The following is a 26,823-nucleotide window of genomic DNA, read 5'->3' on the forward strand; positions in this document are numbered from 1 at the left end:
GAGGTAGCGCGACATGAAGCGGTTGTTCTGGCTCGGCATCGGCGTGGCCGTGGGCGTGGTGGTGGTCCGCAGGGCGACCCGGACCGCGCAGGCGTACACCCCGGCCGGCATCGCCAGCTCGTTGTCGGAATCCGCTGGCAGCCTGGCGGAGTCGGTGCGTAGCTTCGTGGAGGACGTGCGGGTCGGAATGGCCGAGCGCGAGCAGGAAATTCACCAGGCGTTCGTCCAGGGCGAGGCGTTCGACGACCAGTTCGCCGAGCTGCGGGAGTCCCCGCGGATCGGCGATCGAGAGATTTTTCCGGAGGAACACCAGCGATGAAGACGGCGGAGATCAAGCGGCGGTACCTCGCGCACTTCGAGGCGAACGGCCATGCCGTGGTGCCGTCCGCTCCGCTGCCCGCCATCAGCGACCCGAACCTGCTGTTCGTCAACGCCGGCATGGTGCAGTTCGTGCCCTACTTCCTGGGTCAGCAGACCCCGCCGTACCAGCGGGCCGTCAGCGTGCAGAAGTGCATCCGCACCCCGGACATCGACGAGGTCGGCAAGACCAGCCGGCACGGCACGTTCTTCCAGATGAACGGCAACTTCTCCTTCGGTGACTACTTCAAGGCCGGGGCGATTCCCCTGGCGTGGGAGTTGTCCACGAAGCCGGTCGCCGAGGGTGGTTACGGGCTTGATCCGGAGCGGATCTGGCCGACGATCTACCTCGACGACGACGAGGCGTACGAGATCTGGCGGTCGGTGGGTGTGCCGGCGGAGCGGATCGTGCGTCGCGGCAAGGCGGACAACTTCTGGTCCATGGGCATCCCCGGGCCGTGCGGTCCGTCGTCGGAGCTGTTCTACGACCGGGGCCCGGAGTACGGCGCCGAGGGTGGTCCGGCGGTCGACGAGGACCGGTACATGGAGTACTGGAACCTCGTGTTCATGCAGTTCGAGCGGGGTCCGGGCACCAACAAGGAGGACTACCCGATCCTGGGTGACCTGCCGGCGAAGAACATCGACACCGGCATGGGCCTGGAGCGGATGGCCTCGATCCTGCAGGGCGTCGACAACCTGTACGAGATCGACGAGGTCCGGCCCATCCTCGCCCGCGCGGCGGAGCTGACCGGCAAGCGGTACGGCGCGCACTCCGGGCACGTGGCGAGCGAGTCGCACCCGGACGACGTGCGGCTGCGGGTGGTCGCGGATCACGTGCGGACCGCGCTGATGCTGATCGGCGACGGCGTGACGCCGAGCAACGAGGGCCGTGGGTACGTGCTGCGGCGCATCATGCGTCGGGCGATCCGGTCGATCCGGCTGCTGGGCTGGCAGGACCGGGCGCTGCCTGAGCTGCTGCCCGTCGCGCGGGACTGCATGGCGCCCTCGTACCCGGAGCTGGCGACCGACTTCGACCGCATCTCGCAGTACGCGTACGCGGAGGAGGAGGCGTTCCTGTCGACGCTGCGTGCCGGGACGACGATCCTGGACACGGCGATCGCCGAGACCCGCTCGGCGGGTGGCGCGGCGCTGTCCGGGGCGAAGGCGTTCCAGCTGCACGACACGTACGGCTTCCCGATCGATCTGACCCTGGAGATCGCGGCCGAGCAGGGCCTGAAGGTCGACGACGAGGGTTTCCGCCGGCTGATGGCCGACCAGCGGACCCGGGCCAAGGCGGACGCGCAGGCGCGCAAGACCGGGCACACCGACGTGTCGGCGTACCGGTCGGTGCTCGACGAGGGTGGCCCGGTGACCTTCACCGGCTACAGCGAGGTGGCCCGCGAGTCGCGGGTGCGGGCGCTGTTGGGCTCGGACGGCCCGCGTGCGGCGGCGACCGAGGGTGAGATGGTCGAGTTGGTGCTCGACACGACCCCGTTCTACGCCGAGGGCGGCGGCCAGCAGCCCGACCACGGCATCATCACCGTCGGGGACGGCCAGGTCGAGGTGCTCGACGTGCAGCAGCCGGTGCCGGGCCTGATCGTGCACCGGGCCCGCGTGATCCGGGGTGAGGTGCACCCCGGCGACACCGGCTACGCCGAGATCGACACCACCCGGCGTCGGGCGATCTCCCGGTCGCACACGGCCACCCACCTGGTGCACCAGACCATGCGCAACTTCCTCGGCGAGTCGGCCACCCAGGCGGGTTCGTTGAACGCGCCGGGCCGGCTGCGGTTCGACTTCAACACCCCGACGGGTGTGTCGCCGACGGTCCTGCGCGACGTGGAGCAGCAGGTCAACGAGGTGTTGCTGGCCGACCTGGAGGTGCACGCCTTCATCACGTCGCTGGACGAGGCGCGGCGGATCGGCGCGATGGCGCTCTTCGGCGAGAAGTACGGCGAGGAGGTGCGGGTCGTCGAGGTGGGCGACTACGCCCGGGAGCTGTGCGGCGGCACGCACGTGGCCCGCTCGGCGCAGCTCGGCCTCGTGAAGATCCTCTCCGAGTCGTCGATCGGCTCCGGCGTACGCCGGGTCGAGGCGCTGGTCGGCATGGACGCCTTCGGCTTCCTGGCGCGTGAGCACCTGCTGGTGTCCCGGCTGGCCGAGCTGTACCGGGTGCCCAACGACCAGGTCGCCGACCGGGTCGAGCAGACGGTCACCCAGCTCCGGGACGCGGAGAAGGAGCTGGAGAAGCTGCGCGCCCAGCTGGTGCTGGGTGGGGCGGGCGCGCTCGCCGGGCAGGCGAAGGACGTGCGCGGGGTGGCGTACGTGGGAACCGAGGCGCCGGAGGGCGCGGCCGGCAACGACGTACGGACCCTCGCCCAGGAGATTCGCGGCAAGATCGATCCGGCGCGGCCGGCGGTGGTCGCCGTGGCGGCCCGGTCGAACGGCAAGGCGTCGTTGGTGGTGGCGGTCAACGCGGCGGCCCGCAGCCGGGGCCTCACCGCGTCGGACCTGGTCAAGGCGGCGTTCTCCGGGCGCGGCGGGGGGAGCCCCGATCTGGCCCAGGGGGGCGGTCTGCCCGCGACCGAGGCGCCGAACCTGCTGCTCACCGTCGAGAAGGCGATCACCGAGGCGTGATGGACGGTCAGTGTCGACCAGGGCGGACCGAATGGTCCGCCCTGGTTCGTCGACAGCACAGGGGTGACCTACGGTGAGCGGCTTCACACGGGGAGTTCGCCTCGGTGTGGACGTCGGTCAGGTGCGCGTGGGGGTGTCCCGCTCGGATCCGCACGGGGTGCTGGCCACGCCGCTGGTGACCCTCGCCCGCGATCTCACCGCCGCGCCGGAGGCGGTGCCGAGTGACATTGCCCAGCTCGCGGCCTTGGTGGCCGAGCACGAGGCGGTCGAGGTGGTCGTCGGGCTTCCGATCAATCTGGCCGGCAAACATGGCCCGGCCGCGCTCAGCGTCACGGCGTACGCTGACCGACTGGTCAATGTGATAGCGCCGGTCCCGGTAACGCTCACCGACGAGAGGATGTCGACCGTGGTCGCTTCTCGTAGGCTTGCCGAGCGTGGCGTTCGTGGCAAGCGTCAACGTGCGGTTGTCGACCAGGCGGCCGCGGTGGAGATCCTGCAGAGCTGGCTGGACGCGCAGCGGAGGCGGACGTAATGATCGACGATCTGGACCTTGGGTTCGACGAGCCGGAGCGGGGTGAGAAGGGCCGGCACCGGCGTGGCTTCCGCAAGCGCAAGGGAGGCTCCGGCGGCGGCCGGGGCAAGACGTTCCTGGCGCTGATGATGGCCCTGGTCCTGTTGGGCGCCATCGGTGGTGGCGCGTACTACGGGTTCGACCGGATCCAGAACTACTTCGTCACGCCCGACTACGACGGTGCCGGCTCGGGCGAGGTGCTGGTCGACGTCAAGGCCGGTGACAGCGCGACCGATGTCGGTGCCACGTTGTACGAGGCCGGTGTGGTCAAGAGCGTCAAGGCCTTCATCGAGGCGGCGGACGGAAACTCCCGCAGCAAGAACCTCCAGGTGGGTCGCTACAAGGTCAAGAAGGAGATGAAGGCGTCCGAGGCCCTGCTCCTGCTGCTCGATCCGAAGAGCCGGGTGGTGAACGGGGTGACCATCCCGGAGGGGATGATCACCTTGGCGATCTATGACGAGCTGGCCAAGGCGACGAAGATTCCGGTCGCCGACTTCAAGGCCGCGGCGAAGGACCCGGTCAAGCTGGGGGTGCCGGCCTTCTGGTTCAACCGGGGCGACGGCAAGAAGGGGCCGAAGAGCCTCGAGGGCTTCTTGTTCCCGGCGACGTACGAGCTTCCGCCGAAGGCGACTGCCGCGCAGATCCTGTCGCTGATGGTGGACAAGTTCCTCGAGGTGACCGACCAGATCAAGTTCGTCGACACCGTCCAGGACAAGCGGGGCATCTCCCCGTACGAAGCCTTGATCACCGCCTCCATCGCGCAGGCCGAGTCGGTCAACCACGTCGACTTTCCGAAGGTATCCCGAGTGATCTACAACCGGGTGTACACGGACAAGTACCACTGCAGGTGCCTGGAGATCGACAGTGCGATCAACTACTGGTTGCGGTTGCAGGGCAAGGACCCGAAGGACTCCGACGTCCTCAAGGCCAGCGAACTCAACGATCCGAAGAACCCGTACCGCACCCATGGCGCCAACGGCCTGACCATCACGCCGATCAGCAACCCCGGCGAGGACGCGCTCAAGGGCGCGATGGACCCGCCGGTGGGCAACTGGATCTACTTCATGACCGTCGACAAGAAGGGCACGATGGGCTACGGCTCCAACGATGCCGACTTCCGGGACCTGCAGCGACAGATGTGCCGCAACGGCGTGCTCAGCGGCGAGAACTGTTAGTGCGGGCCGCCGTGGTCGGTGCGCCGATCGCGCACTCCCTCTCTCCGGTGATCCACAACGCCGGGTACGCCGCCGCCGGGCTGACCGGGTGGTCGTACACCCGGATCGAGTGCGGGGCGACGGAGCTGCCGGATCTGGTCGCCGGGTTGGGCCCGGAGTGGGCCGGACTGTCGGTGACCATGCCGGGTAAGGAGGCGGCGCTCGCCGTGGCCGACGCCGCGTCGCCGGTCGCCGTCGCCGTTGGCGCGGCGAACACGTTGGTACGCCGTACGGACGGCACGTGGTACGCGGACAACACCGACGTCGGCGGCATGGTGGACGTGCTCACCGAGGCCGGGGTGGTGGCCGGCGCGGCGGTGACGGTGCTCGGCGCGGGTGGAACGGCCCGCGCCGCCCTCGCCGCCGCCGCGCGGTTGGCCTGCTCGTCGGTCATCGTGGTGGCCCGTCGGGCCGAGGCGGTGGACGAGTTGCGACCGGTGGCGGCGGCGCTGGGTGTCGCCCTGACCGCCGGCCGTTGGGCCGATGCGCAACGGCACGTCTCGGCCGCCGACGTGGTCGTGTCGACCGTGCCGAAGGGGGTCGCCGATCCCCTGGCCGGCGGTGCGACCTGGCGGCCGGGCGCGGTGTTCTTCGACGCGCTCTACGACCCGTGGCCGACGCCGATGGCGGCGTCCGCCCGCGCGGCCGGCCTGCGGGTGGTGTCCGGACTGGACCTGCTGCTGGCACAGGCGGTGGGTCAGTTCGAGCAGTTCACCGGCGTGACCGCGCCATTCACGGCGATGCGGGAAGCTCTGGTGGCGGCCCGCCGCTGACAATTGCGCGCGGAGCAGTGGCGCAATTGCTGGACTTTCGATGACCGTGCTGCGCCCTGAATTTAAACAGACTTCGGCGCTGTTCGGGTAGGCGGAGAATTAATGCCGATAGCCCTCAAAAATCGACCTGAGTCCATCTTGGCGGTAGGTGCTCCGGCCCGCTGCCCCGTCTCGGCAGCGTAGCGAATTCTCTTCGTCGGTAGTCGGCATCTATGGCCGGATCAGGTGCGTCATCCCTGGTAGAGGTGCGTACGCAACTCCTTGGGAATCCACTCGGAACCATCTGAAATTGCCGCGATGGTGACCGGTCTGCCCCATCTGCGACGTATAGGCGTCACTTTATAGATGATTAATCGGGCAGTCGAACTGCTGATCACGCAACACAAAGTAATGATTGACGTGCGGCAAGTATCTCTCCTACGGTTCGATCACTGTCGTTTTCGGACTCGGAGGTCCGTAGGTGAGTCATGCCTTTTTCCGACGTGGAACACGAAACACTCGACGATTAGCGGTCGCCGCTTCGCTGGCCCTGGTGGCCGGTACGCTGCCGATTCTGACCGGGCCGGCGGTCGCGGCCCCGGTCGCCGCACCAGCGCCGGCGTCCGGTCCCGACACCAGTTGCGCCGACCAGCAGCCCGACGAGGCCGCCGCGGTGGACGCCGCTCGCCGGTGTGCCAAGCGGGTGGAGAACCTCGCTGCCCGCAGCGAGACACAGGACGTCTTCGTCAACCCCGATGGCACGTCGACCGCCCAGGTCTATTCCGGCCCGATCCGGATGCGGGACGCAGGGGGTCAGCTCGTTCCGATCGACCTCACCATGCGTGCGGAGGCGGATGGTTCGGTCGCACCGGTCGCTCACCCCAACGGTCTCAAGGTTTCCGGCGCGGTGGGCGCGGGTGAGCACGACCTGCTGAGCGTCGGAGTCGGCGCGCACCGGACCGCGATCGGGTGGACCGGCGCGCTGCCGAAGCCGGTGCTGGCCGCCAACCGCGCGACGTACCCGGAGGTCCGGCCGGGTGTCGACCTCGTGGTCGAGGCCAGCCGTACCGGCGTGCGGCAGTACCTGCTGGTCAAGAACCGGGCCGCCGCAGCCCAGGTGGCGTCGGTGCGGCTGCCGGTGCGGGCGAAGGGCCTGGTCACCACCGGCGACGGCGCCGGCGGTCTGCGCTTCGCCGATGACAAGGGCCGAATCGTGGCCACCTCGGCCACCCCCGAGATGTGGGACTCGTCCGTCGACCCGGCCACCGGCGGCCCGAAGCGGCTGGTCAAGATCGCCGCCAAGCAGACGGCGCGGGCCGGCGCGATGGACCTGGCGCTCACCCCCGACCAGGCGTTCCTCGCGGACCCCTCGACGGTGTACCCGGTAATCGTGGATCCGTCGATCAATCCGGTCTCGCCCACCTTCGCGACCTACGTGAAGTCCGACGACACCGTGACCCGCTCGGGTGCGAACGACATCCAGATCGGCAAGGCCTCCGGGGCCAACCCCGGAGTCGCCCGAGGATTCGTCCACTGGGGTACGAGCGCGCTGCGCGGCAAGCAGATCACCTCGGCCACCGTCTACTTCTGGAACTGGTACTCCACGACCTGCGCCGCGAAGTCCTGGCAGATCTGGTCCACCGGGGCGGCCAGCTCCGGCACGCTCTGGACGAACCAGCCGGCGTGGAACTACCAGGAGGCCTCCTCCACCGCCACCAAGGGTCTGAACAGCACCTGTGACGACGGCTGGGTGAGCATCACCGGCACCGGCTTCTTCCAGCGGGCCGCCACGGCCAACCAGGCCACCGCCTACATGGGGATCCGGGCCACCAGCGAGACCGACACGGACAGCTGGAAGCAGTTCCGCTCCGACGACGCGGACATCCAGAGCCAGGTCCCGTACGCGGTCGTGAACTACAACAGCTACCCCAACGCGCTGGACCCGACCAAGCTGCAGCCGGGCGACGCGAGCGAGACCGAGACGCGGACGCCGACCATGAAGGGTGTCTTCAGCGACCCGGACGGCGGCAGCGGCCGGGTCGACTTCGAGATCTACGACCGCAGCGGGTCGACGCTCGAGGTCTCCGGTTCGGGTGGCAGCGTCACGAACGGCAGCGAGTCGAGCTGGACGGTGCCGTCCGGTGAACTCGTCGCCAACACCACGTACAAGTGGCGGGCTCGCGGCCACGACGGCAGTGTCGCCGGGCCGTGGTCGGGCTGGCGGTTCATGACCACCTCGGACGGCTCGCCCAACGGCGAGCAGGGCCGGTTCTCCTTCCAGGACCAGGACCTGACCGACCGGTTGCAGCTCAAGGTGAACGTCGCCAACGGCAACCTGCTGCTCAAGGGTACCGACTTCAACATCCGTGGCACCGGCACCGACCTGGTGCTGGACCGTTACTACAACTCCCGGTCGACGGCCACGTCGACGCTTGGTAAGGGCTGGGTGCTCGGCGCCGGGCAGGACGTGAAGCTGACATTCTCCAAGACCGACCACGCCACCGCCGACATCACGTACCAGGCGCCCACGGGCTTCACCGCACGGTTCGTCAACGACGGCACCAACTCCTGGCGGACCCCGCCGAGTCTGGACGCCAAGTTGACTCGTAACACCAGCACCGGGGAACTGCGGCTGAAGTTCGACAAGAGCGAGGGCAGCTTCTACTTCGCCGACGCGATCGGCCGGCAGCTGCGCACCCAGGACAAGAACAACAACAAGATCACCTTTGGGTACGACGGCTCGGGGAACCTAACCACCGTCACCGACACCCAGAGTCGAGTGGTGACCCTGTCGTACACCTCGGGTCGGTTGACCTCGATGACCGACTCGACGGGACGCAGAGTGAGCTACACCTACAACTCGGACCAGAACCTGAACACGGTGACCGACACCGCCAACGGCGTCACGGTCTACGAATACACCGGCGATCGACTTACGAAGATCATCACGCCCGAGGGGCGGGTCACCAACCTCGGCTACGAGCCCGACACCTCCCGGATGCTCGACTACTTCGAGTTGACCAACCCGTTCGGCACGCCGGCCGAGGCACGGTGGCTGCTCACCTACTCCTCCGGCAAGACCGAGGTGACCGATCCCAACGGGTACGCCACCGCCTCGACCACCGATGGCATCACGACCCACACCTACGAGACCCGCGACCGGGTCACCGAGGTGAAGGACGCCCTCGGTCACAAGCGGGCCAAGAAGTACAACGCCAACGACAACATCGAGACCACCACCGACTCGCTGACCAACACCACCACCTTCGGGTACGACGCCAACACCAACAACATGACGTCGGTCGGCATCGCCACCGGGGCGAAGTCCACCATGTCCTACAACGACACCTCGCACCCGAACTCGGTGAGCGGGTCGACGGATCCCCAGGGCAACACCAACGCCTACTCCTACGACGCGGCGGGCAACAAGACCGGCACCGAGAGCTCGCAGTATCCGGGGCAGAAGATCGACGAGGCGGAGCACAACTCGAACGGCACGGTCAAGTGGCGCGAGGACGGCAAGGACGTCCGCACCAACTACACCTACGACGCCAAGGGCAATCTGACCCTGGTGGACAACCCGGGGCCGTTGGGGGACGTCACCATCCTGCCGGACGCGCTGTCGCGCATGCTCGAACACACCGACGGCAAGGGTCAGAAGACCCAGTACGTCTACGACCAACTGGACCGGGTCGACAAGATCACCTTCAAGGGCGCCGTCGTCGTCGACTACACCTACGACAAGGACGGCAACCTCACCCAGGTGGCCGATCCGACCGGTGTCACGACGTTCGGCTACGACAGGCTCGGCCGACCCAGCAGCAAGTCCGTGCCGGGGGCGGCGCCGATCGGGTACGAGTACGACCGTAACGGGAACATGACCAGGTACACCGACGGGGGCGGCTCGGTCACCTATGGCTACAACGCCGTGAACCTGGTGACGTCGCTGCTGGAGCCGGGTGCGTCCACTGCGGTGACCTTCACCTATGACGAGAACAACCGGCGGCGGTTCATGTACCTGCCGACCTCACCACGGATCACCGTGGAGATGAAGTACGACAAGTCCGGCCGGCAGACGTCGATCACGGCGACCAACGACAGCACGTCGGAGAAGCTGTCCTCCTTCACCTACGACTACAGCAAGACGGTCAACGGGGTCACGACCGATACCGCCCAGCGGCAGAAGGTCACCGATCTGTCCGGAACGACGACGTACACCTACGACAAGCTGAACCGGCTGTCGGGTGCGTCGGGTGCGCTGTCGCGCAGCTATGACTACGACGAGAACTACAACCGCACCTCGAAGACGGAGAGCGGCACCACCACGTCGTACAGCTACAACGACGCCCACCAGTTGACGTCGGCGGGCTCGACGACGTACTCGTACGACGCCAACGGCAACACCACCGGCTCGTCGTCGGGCTGGTCGTTCTCCTACAACACGGTGAACAACCAGACCACCTCGATCACCAAGCCGGGCGGGACGGCGTTGACTCCGCTCACCTACGGTGGCGCGGACCAGACCGAGCGGCGGGGCGCGGGCTCGACCACGTACGTCAGCTCGGCCCTGGGTGTCGCCTCGGCGAAGGCGCCGGCGGGCTCCGGTGGCACGGTGACCGCGAACTCGACGGACCCCGCGCCGGGGACCACCGACTACTACACCCGGGACAACACCGGCTCGCTGATCGGTTTGCGGGCCAACGGGGTGCGGTACTACTACCTCGTCGATGGTCTCGGCTCGGTGGTGGGTCTGGTGAACGGAAGCGCTGCGAAGGTCAACTCCTACAGCTACGACCCGTACGGCATCCAACTGTCGGCGTCGCAGCAGGTGTCGAACCCCTGGCGGTACGCGTCCGGTCACCTCGACGGCGCGACCGGTCTCACCAAGTTCGGTGCCCGCTACTACGACCCGGGCCTGGGCCGGTTCACCCAGCGTGACCCGTCCGGCAAGGATCTGGCGTACAGCTACGCGTCCTGCAACCCGGCCAACAACACCGACCCCACGGGACTTGCGACCGACGCGGAGGCCAACGACGCCTTCGCATTGATCGGCGGGGCCATCGCAGGTGTAGCGGTCGGGGCGTTCGCGTCAACCCTCGGCGCACCGGTGCTGGCCGCGTGGGCCATCGGAGGGTGTGCCGCTGGCGCAGTCGGTACGCTCATTTCCCAGAAGGGCGAGTCAACGGTGAGTGGCGTCGCGCTGAACTGCTTCGCGGGTGCCGTAGGTGGGCTGGTCGGCGGGGTTTTCGCTCGCGGCGCGAGCAGTCTCCTCTGATGATTCCTTCCGCCGGAGGTCTTGATGTCGGTCCTGGTGCTTCTCACCATCGGTGCCCTCAGCGTCCTGGTGCTGGTCGCCGCGCTCGGGTACGGCTCGCTCGGTTGGCCCATCGTGGCGGTCATGGCCCTGTTGGCTGTGGTCGTGGTCGTGCAGGTGTGGCGGAGGGTCCGCGCCGGTGTGGTGCGACCGCAGGGAACTGGCGAGCAGTACCTGCTGCTAGGGGCCTTGGTTACGGTCCTGTGGCTGGTGGGAGCGATCTTGTACCTCACCTCCGACCTCTCGGTGCCGCTCTACGCACTGGCGTTGCTCCTCGTCCCGTGCGTGACCTTCCTGATCGCGGGGCTCCGGCAACGCCGTAGCTGACGATCGGGACCTTCAGCCGCCGTTGCCCGGCTGACACGGTCCGGTGATGCGCAGGAGTGGGTGGGTGGGGCTCGAGATCGGAGTCCCACCCACCCATCTGCTCGGCGGACCGCCCCGGTGTCTTTCTTAGCTCACGGTTAAGACGCGCTTACGGAAAACTGTCCTACCGACGACGTGCCCTGGTCATCGATACGCTGCTCACGGTTATCGCACCAGACACAGGGAGTTCTCCTTGACCAGGCACGGACTACACCGCATCACCCGGTTCCGCAACGGCCCCCGGCGCAAGGCGATCGCCATCGGCGTCGTCGGCGGCTCGGTGGTGGCCGGCATCGTGGCGACCATGATGCCCCTGTTGGCCAGCGACGACCTGTCGATCCGCGCGGTGGCGGACACCACCGCGACGATCGTCTCCCAGGACGGTGACAACTCCACCAAGGGGACCCTGGCGACCTGCCCGACGCGCTGCGACGGCAACCCGCGCGGTGGCCGGGAGGCGGTCGTCGAGTTCGCGGTGACCACGCTTCCCGCCGCCGCCGTCAACGTCCGGGCGACCCTGCGCATGCACACCTGGCAGCAGTTCGCCGCCACGGTGACCGCGCAGGCCTCGTCGGTCAGCGCCCGCGAGGCGCGACCGGCCCCGGCGAAGGCGGGAACCGTGTTGGACTCGGTGACCGGTGTGGCCAAGGGCGTCAACGAGTGGGACGTCTCCAAGCTGGTCACCGGAAACGGCACCTGGACGGTGTCGCTGGCCCAGACCGGCCTGGAGACCCGGGTCTACTGGGCGTCGGTCGAGAACCGCAACGCCGACCTGCGGCCCAGCTTGGTGATCAGCTACGACCTGGGTAGCGGGCCGACGTCGGCGCCGACCACCCGACCCGCGCCGACGCCCACGGTCGCGCCGACCACCGCCGCGCCCCGGCCCACGCCGACGGTCGCGCCGACCCGTACGCCGACCCCGACCCAGAGCCCCACCCTCCCGTCCGGCAAGTGCGGCCAGGTGTCCGACACGCTGGTGCCCTCCTGTGGCGCCTGGTGGGGGATGTACTCACCCGCCAACGCCGGCAGCGGCTGGGACCACGGCAAGGCGATCACCGACGTGGAGGCCCAGGTCGGGCGCAAGTTCGACATCGTGCACCGCTACCACGACTTCTCGAACGAAGGCAGCAACGGCGCGTTCCCGGACGCGTACGAGCAGGACCAGATGCGCCAGGGCCGGCTGATGTTCTTCGCCTGGGAGTCGCGCGACTTCTCCGCCGGTACGACGCTGAAGTGGTCCGATATCTACAGCGGCCGGCAGGACGCCACCATCGACGCGGTCGCCGGTCGCATCCGGGCCGCCAAGGTGCCGGTGTTCATGGGCTTCGACCACGAGCCGGAGGACGAGCCGGGCAAGGGTAGCGACGCCGACTTCGTCCGCGCCTGGAAGTACGTGTACGAGCGGTTCGCCAAGGCGGGCGCGGACAACGCCGTCTGGGTGTGGACGATGATGGGCTGGTCCGGGCACTACTCGCGGTACGCCGGCCTCTACCCCGGCGACCGCTACGTCGACTGGGTCGCCTACGACCCGTACAACTTCCACGTCTGCAACGGCAGCACCGTGTGGAAGAGCCCGAGCACGACGATCGGCGGCTTCTACGACTGGCTCGACCAGAACGGCATCGGTGCGGGCAAGCCCCGGATGCTCGCCGAGTTCGGCACGAACTTCGACGCCAAGGACCCGGGCGCGAAGCAGCGCTGGTTCCAGGAGTTCCCGGCGGCCCTGAAGGCGCACCCGAAGATCAAGGCCGCCATCTACTTCAATTCGCCGGGCATGACGAGCCGCACGGCGACCTGTGACATGACGATGAACCACGACGCCTCCGCCGTGGCCGGGTTCACCCAGGCCGGCAAGGACGCGTACCTGCGGCAGCCGACCGGAGGGAGCCGCTGACACCTGTGACGAAAACGTGAACACAGCCGCCGTTCATCGGAGATTCACCAGCTGATCTTCCGGCGTTCTGTCGGCTAGCAGATTCACGCACCGCCCAATCGGCGGATGCGCCTACCAGGCTGGGCGAGGCACGCTACCTCGGGTTCTCATCCATCTTGGAGGCGTAGCGTGCCCACACTCTCGCACTCATGGCGTTTGTCAGGACGACGTCGTACCCGGGCGGGGGTGGTCGCGCTTGCGGTCCTCGCCGCGGTGCTCAGCGCCCCCGGGGCCTCCTCGGCGGCGGTGGTGCCGGTCCCCGGGACCGCGACCCTGGTGTCGGCGAATCCCGCCGACCTCACCCCGCACGCCCGCGACGGTGAGACCCGCGCCTTCGCGCAGGTCGGCAACACCGTGTTCGTCGGCGGCAGCTTCACCCAGCTCCGGCAGACCGCCACGTCCGCGTGGGTCACCCAGCGCTACCTCTTCGCGTACGACCGCACCACGGGCGCGATGTCCACCAGCTTCCTGCCGGTGCTCGACGGCGCGGTCAACACGCTGCTGGCGGGGCCCGGCGGCACGCTGATCGTCGGCGGCGCCTTCAAGAACGTCAACGGGGTCTCCCGCAAGAACCTGGTCGCGTTGAACCCGAGCACCGGCGCGATCATCGACAGTTGGGTGGGCCGCTCCGACGGCGGCACCATCCGCGATCTGGCGCTGTCGGGCAACTGGCTGTACGTGGCCGGCGCGTTCAACTGGCTCAACGGCACCGCGCACGCTGGTCTCGGCCGGTTGAACGCGACCACCGGGGCGATCGACCCGACCTTCTCCGTCGACGCCACCGTCGGACGGCACGGCACCACCTCGTACGTGTGGACGATCGACGTCGCTCCGGACGGCAACACCCTGGCCGTCGGCGGCAACTTCACGCTCCTCAACGACCTGCCGCGTAACCAGATCGCGCTTGTCGACGTGTCCGGCACTCCGGCCGTGCTGGACTGGAGCAGCGAGAAGTACGTCGCGCCGTGCGCCGCCCCGACGACCTTCGTGCACTACGTGCAGGACCTCAAGTTCGGTGAGGACGGCACCTGGTTCGTGGTCGGCAGCAACGGCGGCGCCGGCTGGCCGAGCGCGTACTGCGATGCGCTGGTCCGGTTCGAGACCGCAGCCCGGGGCACCGGCCAGGTAGGCACCTGGGTCGACTTCACCGGCAACGACACCATCACCTCGGTCGAGGTGGCCGACAACGTCATCTACCTGGGCGGGCACTTCCGCTGGCTGAACAACCCGAACGCCAGCGACAACGCCGGCCCGGGCGCGATCGACCGCCTCGGTATCGGCGCGGTCACCCCGGCCACGGGTCTGCCGGTGAACTGGAACCCGCGGCGCAGCGGCAGCGCCTCGATGCCGTCCGGCACCACCGCCTGGGGTTCGGCGGTGCCGGTGCTCTGGCGCGGCTCGGACGGTCTCTACTTCGGCCACAACTCGGACGGCATGGGCGAGGAGTACCACGGGCGGCTCGGCATGTTCCCGCTCGCCGGCGGTCGCACCTTCACGGCGAAGAACCCGCCGAGTGGCAGCAGTGGCAACCTCTACCTGGGCACCGGCGCGGGCGAGGTGTCGAAGGTGCCGTTCGACGGCGTGACGCTGGGTACCCCCACCACCGTCAGCCAGCCGGCCTACTCCGCGTCCGGCGCGACCTGGCGGGTGGACGACCGGATTTACTGGTCGCACACGGTGGCGGGTACGCCCACCGGCAGCCGGATCGACGTCTCGCTGTTCAACGGCGGCGCGATCGGCTCGTCGTGGGAGGCGTCCGGCTACAACGACTGGTTCAACCCGGCGATCCTCACCGGCGCCTTCTACCTCGACGGCCGGCTCTACTACACCCGTACCGGCGCCAACAGCCTCTACTACCGCTACTTCGAGATCGACGGCAGCTACCTCGGCGCGACCGAGTTCGCGTTGCCGACGAGCGGTGTCACCTGGTCGAGCGTGCGTGGCATGGCCTGGGTGGACGGTCGGATCGTCTACGGTGCCACAGACGGCGGGTTGCGCAGCGTCCCGTTCGACCCGACGGCCGCGCCGACGGCGGTGGTCAACGGCACCGCGACGACGCTCATCGCCGCAGCGACGCCCGAGTTGTCGTGGTCTGTCCCCTCGATGTTCTTCTCCGTGCAGTGACGGTCAACCGTTCGTAACGGAGGATCGGTAGATTGTTCACGTCGGGTCGGCGGCGGTACCACCGCCGCCGGCCCCGCGATGTGGGGGAGGGGTCGTTGGTCGGCGGCGCTGGATTCCGCGCGAAACGCGCGGTCCACCTGGTTTTCGCGCTCAAGCGTGCCTGGTACGGGTTGCGCTACCGGCGGCTGACCCTCGGACGGGACGTGCAGATCCGTGGCCGGATCCGGCTGCGTCGGGGTGTGCGCGTCACCATCGGGGACCGCACGCGCATCAACAAGCTGGTCCGCTTCGCCGGCCCCGGCGAGGTGCGCGTCGGCGCCGACTGTCTGCTCAACGCCACCTGGATCGGCACCTGGACGTCGGTGACGGTCGGCGACAGGTGCCTGTTGTCCGACTGCGAGCTGCTCGACAACGACTTCCACAACCTGCCGCCCGACCAACGGCACGCGCCGCCCGGTCCGGCCACCCGCGCGCCGATCGTGCTGGAGGACAACGTCTGGGTCGGCGCGCACGCCCTGGTGCTCAAGGGGGTCCGGGTCGGCCGGGACAGCGTCGTGGGCGCGGCCTCGGTGGTGCGCACCGACGTGCCACCGGGCGTCGTCGTCGTGGGCAATCCTCAACAGACGGTGAAGAAGTTCCATGACTGATGCGACGCCCGCCCCCTGGCCACCCGACTCGTCGAGCTCCGGCGGCGCCCGCGTGGTGACGCTCTCCGACCTGGTGCGGGTGCCGATGCACCGGCTGCGGCTGGTGGTCGCGGTCGCCCTGGTCGGCCTGCTCGCCGCCCTCGGCTACGTGCTGCTGGTCCCGGCGGCGGTGACCGCCCGCGCGGTCGTGGCGGTCCGACCGGTGGTCACCGACGCCTTTACGCCCAGCGGCGCGGGCGCCGACCGCGCCGTCAACATGAACGTGGAGAGTGGCCTCGCCACCGGCACCGAGGTGGTTCAGCGGCTCGCCGACGCCGTCGGTGGCGAGCCGCGCGACGTCCGCAACGCCCTGGAGGTCGAGGTGCCCACCGGCGGGCAGATCCTGCGCTTCACCTACCAGACGCACGACGCGCAGCGGGCGGTGCAGGGTGCCAACCTCGCCGCGCGGGCCTACCTCGACGTGCGGCGGGCCATGTACGAGCAGCAGCGCGCCGAGATGCTGCGCTCCTACGACGCGAGCATCGCCAAGGTCGTCGCCCAGCAGACGGCGGTGCAGAAGCGCGCGAGCAGCGCCAAGGGCACCGCCGCCGGCGACGCGGCGCTGGCCGAGCTGTCCGGCATCAACAACCAGCTCACCCAGCTCAACACGGCCCGCACCGAGATCGCCGCGGTCGACGTCAACCCCGGCTGGGTCACCCAGACCGCCGAGAAGGCGCTGGTGACCTCCTCCGGACACCGGCCGCTCTACCTGGTCGCCGGCCTGCTCGGCGGCGCGTTGATCGGCGTCGTGCTGGCGTACGCGTGGGAGTCGGCGGACCGGCGGGTCCGCTCGGTCACCGACGGCCGGGACGCCACCGGCCTGCCGCTGCTCGGCACGGTACGTCGGCCGCCGTTCCGGGGCAGTCCCCGGGCGGTCGACGCGGATATCCGCTACGTGGCGATGGCGGTCGCCGAGCGGGTACGCCAGCCGGCCCGGGTCGCGCTGGTCACCTCCCGCGAGGACGTCACGGCGCTCACCGCCGGGCTGGCCGTGGCGCTTGCCGCCGACGGTCGGGAGGTCTTCGTCGCCGACGACAGCGGCCGCGTCGAGCGCCTGCGTGCCGCCGTCCTCGCCGACCGTGGGCGGCTGCCCGTCGACCCGTCCCGCCCGCTGGTGCCCAAGCCGCGTCCGGCCGGCACGCCAACGGCCGGCGGTGCTCCCGCCGATACGTCGGCGACTCGGCGGCCCTCCCCGCACCCGCCCGGCAGCCGCCCGTCCACCGACCCGGACGCGACGCTCACCCTGCCCCGGGTGGCGTCCGCCCGGACCGACAACGGCCGTCCGCCGTCGACGGACGAGGTGACCGTGGGGGTGGGCAGCGTCCGCTTCGGCACCTGGCGGCAGGGCGCCGACCACGGTCTGGTGCTGTTCAACGCGCCACCTGCCGAGTCTGACGAGCGGGGCGTCGCGGTCGCCCGACAGGGCAGCGCGGTGGTGGTCGTCGAGCGGGACCGTAGCCGCCAGAGCGACCTGCGGCGGCTCGTGGAGCGGCTGCGCGCCGCCGGGGTCACCCCGCTGGGCTTCGTCCTCACCCGCAACGGCCGGGCCTGATCGGTGTCGGTCACCCGCGCCCCGGCGACCGAGCCGCCACCCGGTGACACACCGGCCGCCGCCGCAGTGACGCCGCCGACACCGCCACCAGCGCGGCTGCCGCTCTGGCCCCTGGCGTTGATGTTCGGCCTCGTGCCGCTCTGGTGGGCGCTCGGCGCGTTCTACCTGGGCTGGTCCCTGCTGGGCGCGCTGCTGCTGGCGGTGCTGCTCACCCGGGGTCGGGTGCCGCTGCCCCCGGTGGCCAGCATCTGGCTGTTGTTCCTGGCGATCGTGGTCGTCAGCGCCACCCAACTGTCCTCACCGGCCTCGCTGCTGACGTTCGCCCTGCGCCTCGCCTTCTACCTGACCGCGCTGGTCGTCGGCGTCTACGTCTACGCCGCCGCCCGGGAACGCGCCGACCTGGTGGCGGTGCTCACCCCGCTCTGCGCGTTCTGGTTCGCGCTGGTGGTGCTGGGCTGGCTCGGGGTGCTCGTGCCCCGGTTCGCGCTGGCCACCCCGGTGGAGGTGCTGTTGCCCGCCGGCGTCGCCCGTACGCCGTTCATCCAGGACATGGTGCACCTGACCACCGCGGAGTACAGCCCTCGCTCGCTCAACCCGATCTACCGGCCCGCCGCGCCGTTCGCGTACACCAACAACTACGGCAGCGCGTACGCGATGACGTTGCCCTGCGTGGTGGCGTACACCATGTTGCGCCGTCGCGGGCTGCTGCGGTGGGCGTTGCTGGCGTCGTTGCCGCTGTCGCTGGCCCCCGCGTTCCTCACCCTGAACCGGGCGATGTTCCTGAGCCTCGGCGCGGGGCTCGCCGTGCTCGGAGTGCGGGCCAGCCTGCGGGGCAACATCCGTGTCGCGGCGTCCATCGTCGGCGTGGTCGTGACTGGAGCTGTGGCCACGCTCTTCATCCCCATCACCGAGTTGATCAACAACCGGGTCGACTCCAGCGACACCAACACCGACCGGTTGTCGCTCTACTCGGAGGTGATCCGCCGCGTGCAGGACTCGCCGTGGCTGGGCTACGGCGCTCCGGTCAACGTGGACACCGTCTCCGCCGACGCGCCAATCGGCACGCAGGGGCAACTGTGGATGGTGCTGTTCAGCCACGGCGTACCGGCGCTGCTCTGTTTCCTGGGCTGGTTCGTGGCCGCCGCGGTGGTCTGCGCGCGGGCGACGTCGGCGGCCGGTCAGTGGTTGGCTGTCGTGCCGGTGGTCTGCCTCGTGCAGATCCCGTTCTACGGCATGGCCAACCAGAACCTGACTGTCGCGTTCTTCGCGGTCGGCTTCGCCATGGCGCTCACCGAACGCGAACGCGCGCCCCGCCCGTACCGGTGGCATCCGCCGCTCGTCTCCACCACGGCGGTGCCGGCATGACCGCCGCCACCCGACCGCCGGCCGACGCCGGCCGGGACGGCCCGCAGCGCGCGGCCGCGGACACCGGCGCGGTTGAGACGCGCCGCAGCGCCCGCAGCGGGGCGGCCGGGTTGCTCGGCGCGGCCATCAGCGGCCTGTTCGGGTTCGTGCTGGCCGTGGTGATCACCCGGGGGTACGGGCCAGCCGGCGCGGGTGCGTTCTTCGCCGCGATCGGCGTGGTCACCGTGGCCACCGCGGTCTGCACGCTCGGCGCGGAGACCGGCCTCATGTGGGCGGTGCCCCGGCGGCGTCTCGGTGTTCGAGGTGACGCGGCCCGGGTGCTTCCGGTGGCGCTGATCCCACCACTGCTGGCCGGGGTCGCCGTCGCCGTCGTGGGAGCGCTGAGCGCCGACGCGCTCGCCCCCCGCCTGCTGCGCGGCTCGGGCGACGCGGCGCACGGGTTACTGACGCTGACCTTCGCCGCCGTGCCGGTGGTGGTGGCGATGACCCTGCTGCTGGCCGCGTTGCGCTGCGTACGGCCCATCCGCGCGTACGTCGGCGTCCAGTTCCTGCTGCTGCCGGTGGCCCGCCCGGCTCTGGTCGGCGCGGCCGCGCTGGCAAGCGGCGGGCTGCTCGCCGGCATGACCGGCTGGCTGGTGCCGGCGGCGCTGGCGTTGCTGGCCTGCCTGGTGCTGGTGGCCGGGCCGCTCGGGTTGGGCCGGGGCGCGGCGCTACGGCCGACCAGGTCCGACTGGTCGACGTTCTGGCGCTTCGCCCTGCCCCGGGCCGCCTCGGCGGCCATCGACGCGGGCAGCATGTGGGTGGGGGTGCTGCTGACGTCGGTGCTGGCCGGACCGGCCGACGCGGGCGTGTTCGGCGCGGTCGGCCGGTACGTGCTGGCCGGTCAGCTCGCCATGCAGGGCCTGCGGGTCGCGGTGTCACCGCAGCTGTCCCGGCTGCTCGGGCGCGGTGAGCGGGCCGCCGCGGCGGCCGTGCACCGGCAGTTGACCATCTGGGGGCTGGTGCTGTCCTGGCCGGTGTACCTACTGCTGGCGGTGTTCGCGCTCGCGTTCCTGCAGTTGTTCGGCCGGGAGTTCACCGCCGGTGTGCCGGCGATGACGGTGTTGGCGCTGGCGATGTTGGTGAACACCGGGGTGGGCAACGTGCAGAGCCTGCTGCTGATGGGCGGACGCAGCGGCCTGCACCTGGTCTCCACGCTGGCCGGGCTCACCGTGACCGTCTCGCTCGGACTCTGGCTGATCCCCGGTCACGGCGCGACGGGCGCGGCGCTGGCGTGGGCCGCCGGCATCGCCACCGAGAACCTCACCGCCGCCGGCTTCGCCCGGTCGGTGGTCGGCGAACCGCTTGTCAGCAGGGCGACGCTGCGCGCTGCGGCGGCCACCGTCGGCGGTGTGGGCGTCGCGGCGGCGGTCGGCGTGCTCGCCGCGGGGCGTGGCCTGCCCGGCCTGGCGGTGGCGCTCGCCGTGCTGGTGGCCGGCTGCGTCGGCTTGTTGACGTTGCCCCGGGTGCGCGCCGGCATCCGGGTGACCATGAGGCAGATCCGTGGGTCCGACGAGGCGGCCACGGCCGCCGGGCCGGCCCCGGCATCGACGAGAGGTAGGTGAGGGCCGTCGTGGCGTCCATCCGTGACCGGGTCAAGCAGTTGGTGCCGACCCAGGTGACCACCCGGGTGAAGGACTCCCTGGTCGACTACGGGGTGCGCACCAGTGACCGGCGACCCCTGCCGGACTTTTTGATCATCGGCACCAAACGGGGTGGCACCACCTCGCTGTGGAACTACCTCATCCAGCATCCGCTGGTGCCCCGGCTCTTCCCCGCGTGGAACACCAAGTCGGCGCACTACTTCGAGGAGCACTGGGGTCGCGGCGAGGCGTGGTACCGCTCGCACTTTGCGACCGAACGGCAGCGCGAGGCCCTCGCGAAGCGGCACGGCGGGCCGGTCCGCGTCGGCGAGGCCGCGCCGCTGTACATGTTCCACCCGCTCGCCGCGCAGCGGGTCGCCGCGCTCATGCCGACCGTGAAGCTGATCGTGCTGCTGCGTGATCCGGTCGAGCGGGCGTACTCGCACTGGAAGGAGCGCCGTACGCACGGCATCGAGCCGCTGGACTTCGCGGCCGCGCTGGCCGCCGAGCCGGAGCGTACGGCGGGGGAGCGGGAGCGGCTCATCGCCGAGCCGGAGGCGTTCAGCGAGGCGTACGACTGGTACACGTACCGGGCGCGCGGGCGTTACCTGGAGCACCTGGAGCCGTGGCTGGACCGCTTCGACCCGGCCCAGATCCTCTTCCTGCCCAGCGAGGACCTGTACCGCGACTCCCGGGCCACCTACCGACGCGCCCTCGACTTCCTCGCGCTGCCCGCGTACGACCTGCCGAACTTCAAGGTCTACAACGACCGCCGCTCGGCCCCGCTGGAGCCGGCGGTCCGCGCCGAGCTGACCGACTACTACCGCCCGTACAACGACGCGCTGCGCGAGCGGCTCGGGTTGGACCTCGACTGGGCGGACCGGGCGGCGTGACGACCGGGTTCACCCCGGCCACGGACCCCCGGTCCCGGACGGACGGGCTGGGCTGGGTGAGCCGTGCGGTGTTCCCGGACGACCGGGTCCACCTGACGGTGGGCGGCGCGGTGCCGGCCGGGCAGCGCGCCGTCGCCCGGTACGCCGTGGTGCCGTCGGTGGCGCGGGCGCGGTTCCTGGTGCCGCTGGGCGCGCCCCGGGCCGGCGCGGCGTCGCTGCTGGCGTACAACGCGTTGCGGCCGCCGAAGGTGCGGGCGTTCCGGGCCGCGCTCGGTGCTCTGGCCCGATTGGGCGGGGCGGGCCTGGCGCCGTTTCCGACGCTGACCGTGTCGGTGCCGGTGGGGGCGCCCGTGGCCGACCTGGTGCTGAGCGAGCGGCTCGCGGCCGCGTTGGGCGGCGCGCCCCTGCTGGCCGCGTGCGGCGTTCGTCCGCCGGACCCGAACGCCAAGCCCACGCTGCAACTGTTCACCGTCGACGGTCGTCCCCGCGGCTACGCGAAGATCGGCTGGAACGACGCCACCCGTGCCCTGGTCACCGCCGAGGCCGCCGCGCTGCGGTCGCTGCGCGTCGTGGCCGGTGTGCCCGACCATCCGGCGCCGCCCGGCCTGCTCACCGAGACGGCGTGGGCCGGTCAGGCCGTCGCGGTGATCGAGCCGCTGCCGCCGGACGTACGGGGAGTGCCGGTCGACGACCCGCCGCGGATCGCGGCGTTGCTCGCGGTCGCCCGCCGGGGCGGTGAGCCCGGCGTGCCGCGCCCGTTGGCCTCGTCGACGTTCCTGGCTCGACTGGCCGCCCACGCGGAGCGGGCCGCCGTGGCCGGGTCCGCCGGGGCGCGGGCGGTGGCGGCGGTCGCCGCGCTGGCCCGCCGACACGGCGACACGACCGTCGAATTCGGTCACTGGCACGGCGACTGGGTGCCGTGGAACCTGGGCACGCACGACGGCCGCCTGGTCGCCTGGGACTGGGAGCACAGTGGCCCGGACGTGCCGGTCGGCTTCGACCTGGCGCACGACGCGTTCCAGCGGTCGCTGGTGCTGCGCGGCGAGCCGGCCCAGGTCGCCGCCGCGGCCGTGGACGCGTGCCTGGTACGACACGGCGGGCGGCTCGGCCTCGACGAGGCGCGGTGCGCTCTGGTGGCCGACGCGTACCTGCTGGAGATGTGGCTGCGTACGTGGCGACTCGCGGACGCCGGCGCCGGGTGGAACCCGGCGCTGCATCCCGCACTGTTGGACGTCATTGAGAAACGACATAGCGAGTGAACAGGAGAATTCCCGACGCCGGGGGCGCGTCATAGAGTGACCGCATAATGGCAGGTCGTGACGGTGGTCGATGGGGTTTGGGCGCCACAGGGGGCCTGAGCACCACAGGGGGAGATCGTCGCCTCGTCCGGTCGCGCTATTCAACGACCGGAAAACCTGTGATCTGCTTCTGCCTTACGTGAATAGGAATTCCAAGCGGACTTGTGGGGAGTCGCGTGGACACGAACATCGACGACGAGTCGCCGGTGCTGCTGCTGGTCGGATCCAGCGGTGGCCATCTGGCCCAACTTCTCGCCCTGCGGCCCTGGTACGAACGGTGGCGGCGCTGCTGGGTCACCTTCGACACCCCGGAGGCGGTGTCGCTGCTGACCGGTGAGGACCTGGTGCCGGCGCACCATCCGACCACCCGGAACGTACCGAATCTGCTGCGTAACGCGCGGCTGGCCTGGCGGGTGCTGCGGCGTCGGCGGGTCGCCGCCGTGGTCACCACCGGCGCCGGCGTGGCCGTGCCGTTCGTGGTGCTGGCCCGCCTGCGTCGCATCCCGACGGTCTACATCGAGGTGTACGACCGGATCGACACCCCGACGCTGACGGCTCGGCTCTGCCGCCCGTTCCTGTCCGCGATGCTCGTGCAGTGGGACGAGCAGCGCCGGCAGTACCCGGAGGCCACCGTCGTGGGGACGCTCCTGTGAGCGGGGAGGCGGACACCGCGCGCCGCGCCCAGTCGCCCCGGTCCGACGCCGCCGCCGAGGCGTCCCGGCTGCCGCGCCAGCGCGACACGACACCCGTCGAGCAGCCCCGGCTGCTCGTCGCGGTCGGCACCGACAAGCACCCCTTCGACCGGCTCGTGGACTGGCTGGCGCAGTGGCACGCGCAGGCAGGTCCGGTCGGGCTGACCGTGCAGCACGGGCACACGGCCGCGCCGACCCTCCCCGGCGCGGTGCCGTTCCTCGGCCACGACGCCCTGCAACAGGCGATGGCCGACGCCGACCTGGTGGTGTGTCACGGCGGCCCGGCGACGATCCTGGAAGCCCGCCGGCACGGCCACCTGCCCATCGTGGTGCCCCGGGACCCGTCGCGCGGCGAGCACGTCGACGACCACCAGCAGCTCTTCGCGCGCCGCCTCGGCGCCGCGGGGCTGGTGGCGCTCTGCGAGACCCGCGAGGAGCTGCACGACGCGCTCACCGCCGGCCAGGCCGACCCGTCCCGGTACGCGGTGCAGGCCGACCCGGCCGCGCACGAGGCCCGCCGCGCGGCCGTCGCCCGGGTCGGGCAGATCGTGGACGACCTGGTGGCCCGGTCGAGCCGGCACCGACCCCGCTGGCGGACCTGGCCGCGCACCGGCCAGGCGACGAAGGAGACCCGATGACCCGGCAGCCGAGCGTCAGCGTGGTGGTGCCCACCCGGGACCGCCCCGAACTGCTGCGCGCCGCCCTGGCCGCGATCATCGCCCAGGAGTACCCGGGCACGATCGAGGCCGTGGTGGTGTTCGACCAGTCCACCCCGGACGAGTCGCTGACCGCCCTGGGCGGTCCGGGCCGGACGGTCCACGTCATCGCGAACGGGCGCTCCCCGGGGCTTGCCGGCGCGCGCAACAGCGGCACCCTCGCCGCCGACGGCGAGCTGATCGCGTTCTGCGACGACGACGACGAGTGGCTGCCCGGCAAACTGGCCGCCCAGGTGGAGGCGTTGACCGCCGACCCGACCGCCGAGTTCGTCTGCTGCGGCATCCGGGTCAGCTACGACGGGCACACCGTCGACCGGGTGCTCGACAAGGACCGGATCACCCTGGACGACCTCCTGCGGGACCGGCTGACGGAGCTGCACCCGTCCACCTTCCTGATCCGGGCGACGGCGCTGCGCGACGGCTTCGGTCTGGTCGACGAGGAGATCCCGGGCAGCTACGCGGAGGACTACGAGTTCCTGCTGCGCGCCGCCCGCAGCGCTCCGCTGATCAACCTGCGGACGCCGTCGGTGCTGGTGCGCTGGCACAAGCGGTCGTACTTCGCGCAGCGCTGGGACACCATCTCCGAGGCGTTGCAGTGGCTGCTGCGGCGCTACCCGGAGTTCGCCGGGCAACCGGCCGGCGAGGCCCGGGTCACCGGGCAGATCGCCTTCGCGCGGGCCGCCTCCGGCGACCGGCGCGGGGCCCTGCGCTGGGCCCGGCACACGCTGCGCCGCAATCCTCGCGAGCCACGCGCCTACCTGGCGCTGGCGGTCGCCGGCCGGGTGGTCCGGGCCGACTCGGTGCTGCGCACGCTGCACAAGCGCGGTCGCGGCATCTGATCCGTCGCGCCCTGCGGACGGTCCTCACCGTCCGCAGGGCGGGACGCGACGGGCAGCGCGACGTGCCCGTCGCGCGCCGTGACAGACTGACCGCTGTGTTGCGCTGGTTGACTGCAGGTGAATCGCACGGCCCCGCCCTCGTCGCGCTGCTGGAGGGGGTGCCGGCGGGCATCGAGGTGAGCACCGCCGAGATCGCGGGCGAGCTGGCCCGCCGCCGGCTGGGCTATGGCCGTGGTGCCCGGATGTCGTTCGAGCAGGACGAGGTCGAGGTGATCGGCGGACTGCGGCACGGCCTCACGCTGGGCAGCCCGGTGGCGATCCGGGTCGGCAACTCCGAGTGGCCCAAGTGGCAGACGGTGATGGCCGCCGATCCCGTCGATCCCGATGAACTGGCCCGGCAGGCCCGCAACGCGCCGCTGACCCGCCCCCGGCCCGGCCACGCCGACCTGGCCGGCATGCAGAAGTACGGCCACACCGACGCGCGCCCGATCCTGGAGCGCGCCAGCGCCCGGGAGACCGCCGCCCGGGTGGCCGTCGGCACGGTCGCCAAGGCGTTGATCCGGCAGGCGCTCGGCATCGAGATCGTCTCGCACGTGGTCGAGTTGGGTCCGGTGGCCGCGAAGCCCGGGCTGCGTCCGACCCCGCAGGACGCCGACCGCATCGATGCCGACCCGCTGCGCTGCCTCGACCCGGACGCCAGCGCCCTGATGGTCGCCGAGGTCGACGCCGCGAAGAAGGCCGCCGACACGCTCGGCGGCGTGGTGGAGGTGCTGGCGTACGGGGTGCCGCCGGGCCTGGGCAGTCACGTGCAGTGGGACCGCAAGCTCGACGCCCGACTGGCCACCGCGCTGATGTCCATCCAGGCGATCAAGGGCGTCGAGATCGGCGACGGGTGGCAGCAGGCACGCTCCCGTGGCTCCGAGGCGCACGACGAGATCATCCCGTCGGCCACCGGCGTCCGCCGCGTCACCGACCGGGCCGGAGGGCTGGAGGGTGGCATCACCACCGGCGAGCCGCTGCGGGTGCGCGCCGCCATGAAGCCGATCTCGTCGCTCAACCGGGCGCTGGCCACCGTGGATGTCGTCACCGGCGAGCCGGCGACCGCCATCAACCAGCGCTCCGACGTCTGCGCCGTGCCCGCCGCCGCGATCGTCGCCGAGGCGATGGTGGCCCTCGTCCTGGCTGAGGCGGCCACCGAGAAGTTCGGTGGCGACTCGGTCGCCGAGATCCGCCGCAACGTGGCCGGCTACCTCGACGCGCTGGTCATCCGCTGATGGCGCCGGTCGTCGTCCTGGTCGGGGTGCCCGGCTGCGGCAAGACCACCGTGGGGCAGGCGCTCGCCGCCTCCCTCGGCGTGGAGTTCCGGGACACCGACGCCGACATCGAACAGTTGGCCGGCAAGAGCATCCCGGAGATCTTCATCGACGAGGGGGAGGAGCATTTCCGGGCCCTGGAAAGGGCGGCCGTGGCGGCGGCGCTCGCATCCGGCACGGGTGTGCTCGCCCTGGGTGGCGGCGCCGTCCTGGCCGAGGAGACCCGGGCCGCCCTGGTGGGGCATCGGGTCGTCCACCTGTCGGTGGAGCTGCCCGACGCGGTGAAGCGGGTGGGGCTCGGCGCGGGCCGGCCGCTGCTGGCGATCAACCCGCGAGCCACCCTCAAGCACCTCATGGACCAGCGCAAGCCGCTGTACGCCGAGGTGGCGACCGACACGGTGGTCACCGACGGCCGCACCCCGGCGACGGTGGTCGCCGAGGTCGCCGCCCTGCTTCCGCGCTGACGCCGCCCGGGCCGCCCCGCCTTGCCCACGCCCCTCCGCGCGATCGTGCAGTTGCTGCGCCGACGTACCGGGGCATTTCCGGTATCTCGACGACCACAATCGCAAGATCGGCGCG

20 protein-coding genes are annotated in these 26,823 nt (G+C 70.8%); all 20 read left to right on the top strand.

What is annotated here, in order from left to right; all coding sequences use genetic code 11:
* Positions 1–13 precede the first annotated feature (13 nt).
* The 20 genes from ACLQ25_RS18330 (at position 14) to ACLQ25_RS18425 (ending at position 26,708) form a co-directional block, all read left to right on the top strand.
* Positions 14–319, top strand: a complete 306-nt coding sequence (locus tag ACLQ25_RS18330) for a hypothetical protein (protein WP_355243072.1) — start codon at positions 14–16, stop codon at positions 317–319.
* On the top strand, positions 316–2,994 hold the full coding sequence (alaS, locus tag ACLQ25_RS18335; RefSeq protein WP_425732060.1) for an alanine--tRNA ligase: 2,679 nt from the start codon (positions 316–318) through the stop codon (positions 2,992–2,994). Before ACLQ25_RS18330 ends, alaS begins: the two co-directional genes overlap by 4 nt.
* Before the next feature lie 73 nt (positions 2,995–3,067).
* Complete coding sequence (gene ruvX, locus ACLQ25_RS18340) at positions 3,068–3,526, top strand: Holliday junction resolvase RuvX (RefSeq protein WP_357133484.1); 459 nt, start codon at positions 3,068–3,070, stop codon at positions 3,524–3,526.
* Complete coding sequence (mltG, locus tag ACLQ25_RS18345) at positions 3,526–4,740, top strand: endolytic transglycosylase MltG (protein ID WP_425732061.1); 1,215 nt, start codon at positions 3,526–3,528, stop codon at positions 4,738–4,740. Before ruvX ends, mltG begins: the two co-directional genes overlap by 1 nt.
* Positions 4,740–5,552: a shikimate dehydrogenase gene (locus tag ACLQ25_RS18350; protein ID WP_425732062.1), complete on the top strand. Its 813-nt coding sequence runs from the start codon at positions 4,740–4,742 to the stop codon at positions 5,550–5,552. Before mltG ends, ACLQ25_RS18350 begins: the two co-directional genes overlap by 1 nt.
* Before the next feature lie 532 nt (positions 5,553–6,084).
* Positions 6,085–10,806 (top strand): RHS repeat-associated core domain-containing protein, encoded by a 4,722-nt coding sequence (locus ACLQ25_RS18355; RefSeq protein ID WP_425732063.1) that lies wholly within the window; start codon positions 6,085–6,087, stop codon positions 10,804–10,806.
* A 24-nt stretch (positions 10,807–10,830) separates the two neighbouring features.
* Entirely contained in the window at positions 10,831–11,172 is a 342-nt protein-coding gene (locus ACLQ25_RS18360) for a hypothetical protein (RefSeq protein WP_425732064.1), read from the top strand.
* 232 nt (positions 11,173–11,404) lie between these two features.
* On the top strand, positions 11,405–13,105 hold the full coding sequence (locus ACLQ25_RS18365; protein WP_425732065.1) for a glycosyl hydrolase: 1,701 nt from the start codon (positions 11,405–11,407) through the stop codon (positions 13,103–13,105).
* Between the two features lie 225 nt (positions 13,106–13,330).
* Complete coding sequence (locus tag ACLQ25_RS18370; RefSeq protein WP_425732066.1) at positions 13,331–15,268, top strand: hypothetical protein; 1,938 nt, start codon at positions 13,331–13,333, stop codon at positions 15,266–15,268.
* 95 nt (positions 15,269–15,363) lie between these two features.
* Positions 15,364–15,915, top strand: a complete 552-nt coding sequence (locus tag ACLQ25_RS18375; protein WP_355053064.1) for an acyltransferase — start codon at positions 15,364–15,366, stop codon at positions 15,913–15,915.
* Complete coding sequence (locus ACLQ25_RS18380) at positions 15,908–17,506, top strand: lipopolysaccharide biosynthesis protein (RefSeq protein ID WP_425732067.1); 1,599 nt, start codon at positions 15,908–15,910, stop codon at positions 17,504–17,506. Before ACLQ25_RS18375 ends, ACLQ25_RS18380 begins: the two co-directional genes overlap by 8 nt.
* Positions 17,507–17,626: 120 nt before the next feature.
* Complete coding sequence (locus tag ACLQ25_RS18385; protein ID WP_425732114.1) at positions 17,627–18,871, top strand: O-antigen ligase family protein; 1,245 nt, start codon at positions 17,627–17,629, stop codon at positions 18,869–18,871.
* Positions 18,868–20,475 carry a lipopolysaccharide biosynthesis protein gene (locus tag ACLQ25_RS18390; protein WP_425732068.1) on the top strand — a complete coding sequence of 536 codons (1,608 nt, stop codon included), beginning with the start codon at positions 18,868–18,870 and terminating at the stop codon, positions 20,473–20,475. The genes ACLQ25_RS18385 and ACLQ25_RS18390 overlap by 4 nt, the downstream gene beginning before the upstream one ends.
* 8 nt (positions 20,476–20,483) lie before the next feature.
* Positions 20,484–21,386, top strand: coding sequence for a sulfotransferase domain-containing protein (locus tag ACLQ25_RS18395; RefSeq protein WP_425732115.1), 903 nt, complete (start codon positions 20,484–20,486; stop codon positions 21,384–21,386).
* Entirely contained in the window at positions 21,383–22,645 is a 1,263-nt protein-coding gene (locus ACLQ25_RS18400) for a hypothetical protein (protein ID WP_425732069.1), read from the top strand. The genes ACLQ25_RS18395 and ACLQ25_RS18400 overlap by 4 nt, the downstream gene beginning before the upstream one ends.
* Positions 22,646–22,860: 215 nt before the next feature.
* The gene (locus tag ACLQ25_RS18405; RefSeq protein WP_396802345.1) at positions 22,861–23,337 is read left to right on the top strand and encodes a UDP-N-acetylglucosamine--LPS N-acetylglucosamine transferase; all 477 of its coding nucleotides are present in this window, start codon (positions 22,861–22,863) and stop codon (positions 23,335–23,337) included.
* 110 nt (positions 23,338–23,447) lie between these two features.
* Positions 23,448–24,014 carry a glycosyltransferase gene (locus ACLQ25_RS18410; protein ID WP_425732116.1) on the top strand — a complete coding sequence of 189 codons (567 nt, stop codon included), beginning with the start codon at positions 23,448–23,450 and terminating at the stop codon, positions 24,012–24,014.
* A complete protein-coding gene (locus ACLQ25_RS18415) occupies positions 24,011–24,931 on the top strand; it encodes a glycosyltransferase family 2 protein (protein ID WP_425732070.1) in 921 nt (306 codons plus the stop codon). The genes ACLQ25_RS18410 and ACLQ25_RS18415 overlap by 4 nt, the downstream gene beginning before the upstream one ends.
* Before the next feature lie 95 nt (positions 24,932–25,026).
* Complete coding sequence (aroC, locus tag ACLQ25_RS18420; RefSeq protein ID WP_425732071.1) at positions 25,027–26,205, top strand: chorismate synthase; 1,179 nt, start codon at positions 25,027–25,029, stop codon at positions 26,203–26,205.
* On the top strand, positions 26,205–26,708 hold the full coding sequence (locus ACLQ25_RS18425) for a shikimate kinase (protein WP_425732072.1): 504 nt from the start codon (positions 26,205–26,207) through the stop codon (positions 26,706–26,708). The genes aroC and ACLQ25_RS18425 overlap by 1 nt, the downstream gene beginning before the upstream one ends.
* Positions 26,709–26,823 lie beyond the last annotated feature (115 nt).

Origin of the sequence: Micromonospora sp. DT44 (assembly GCF_049841635.1) — a bacterium.
Taxonomy (GTDB): Bacteria; Actinomycetota; Actinomycetes; order Mycobacteriales; family Micromonosporaceae; genus Micromonospora.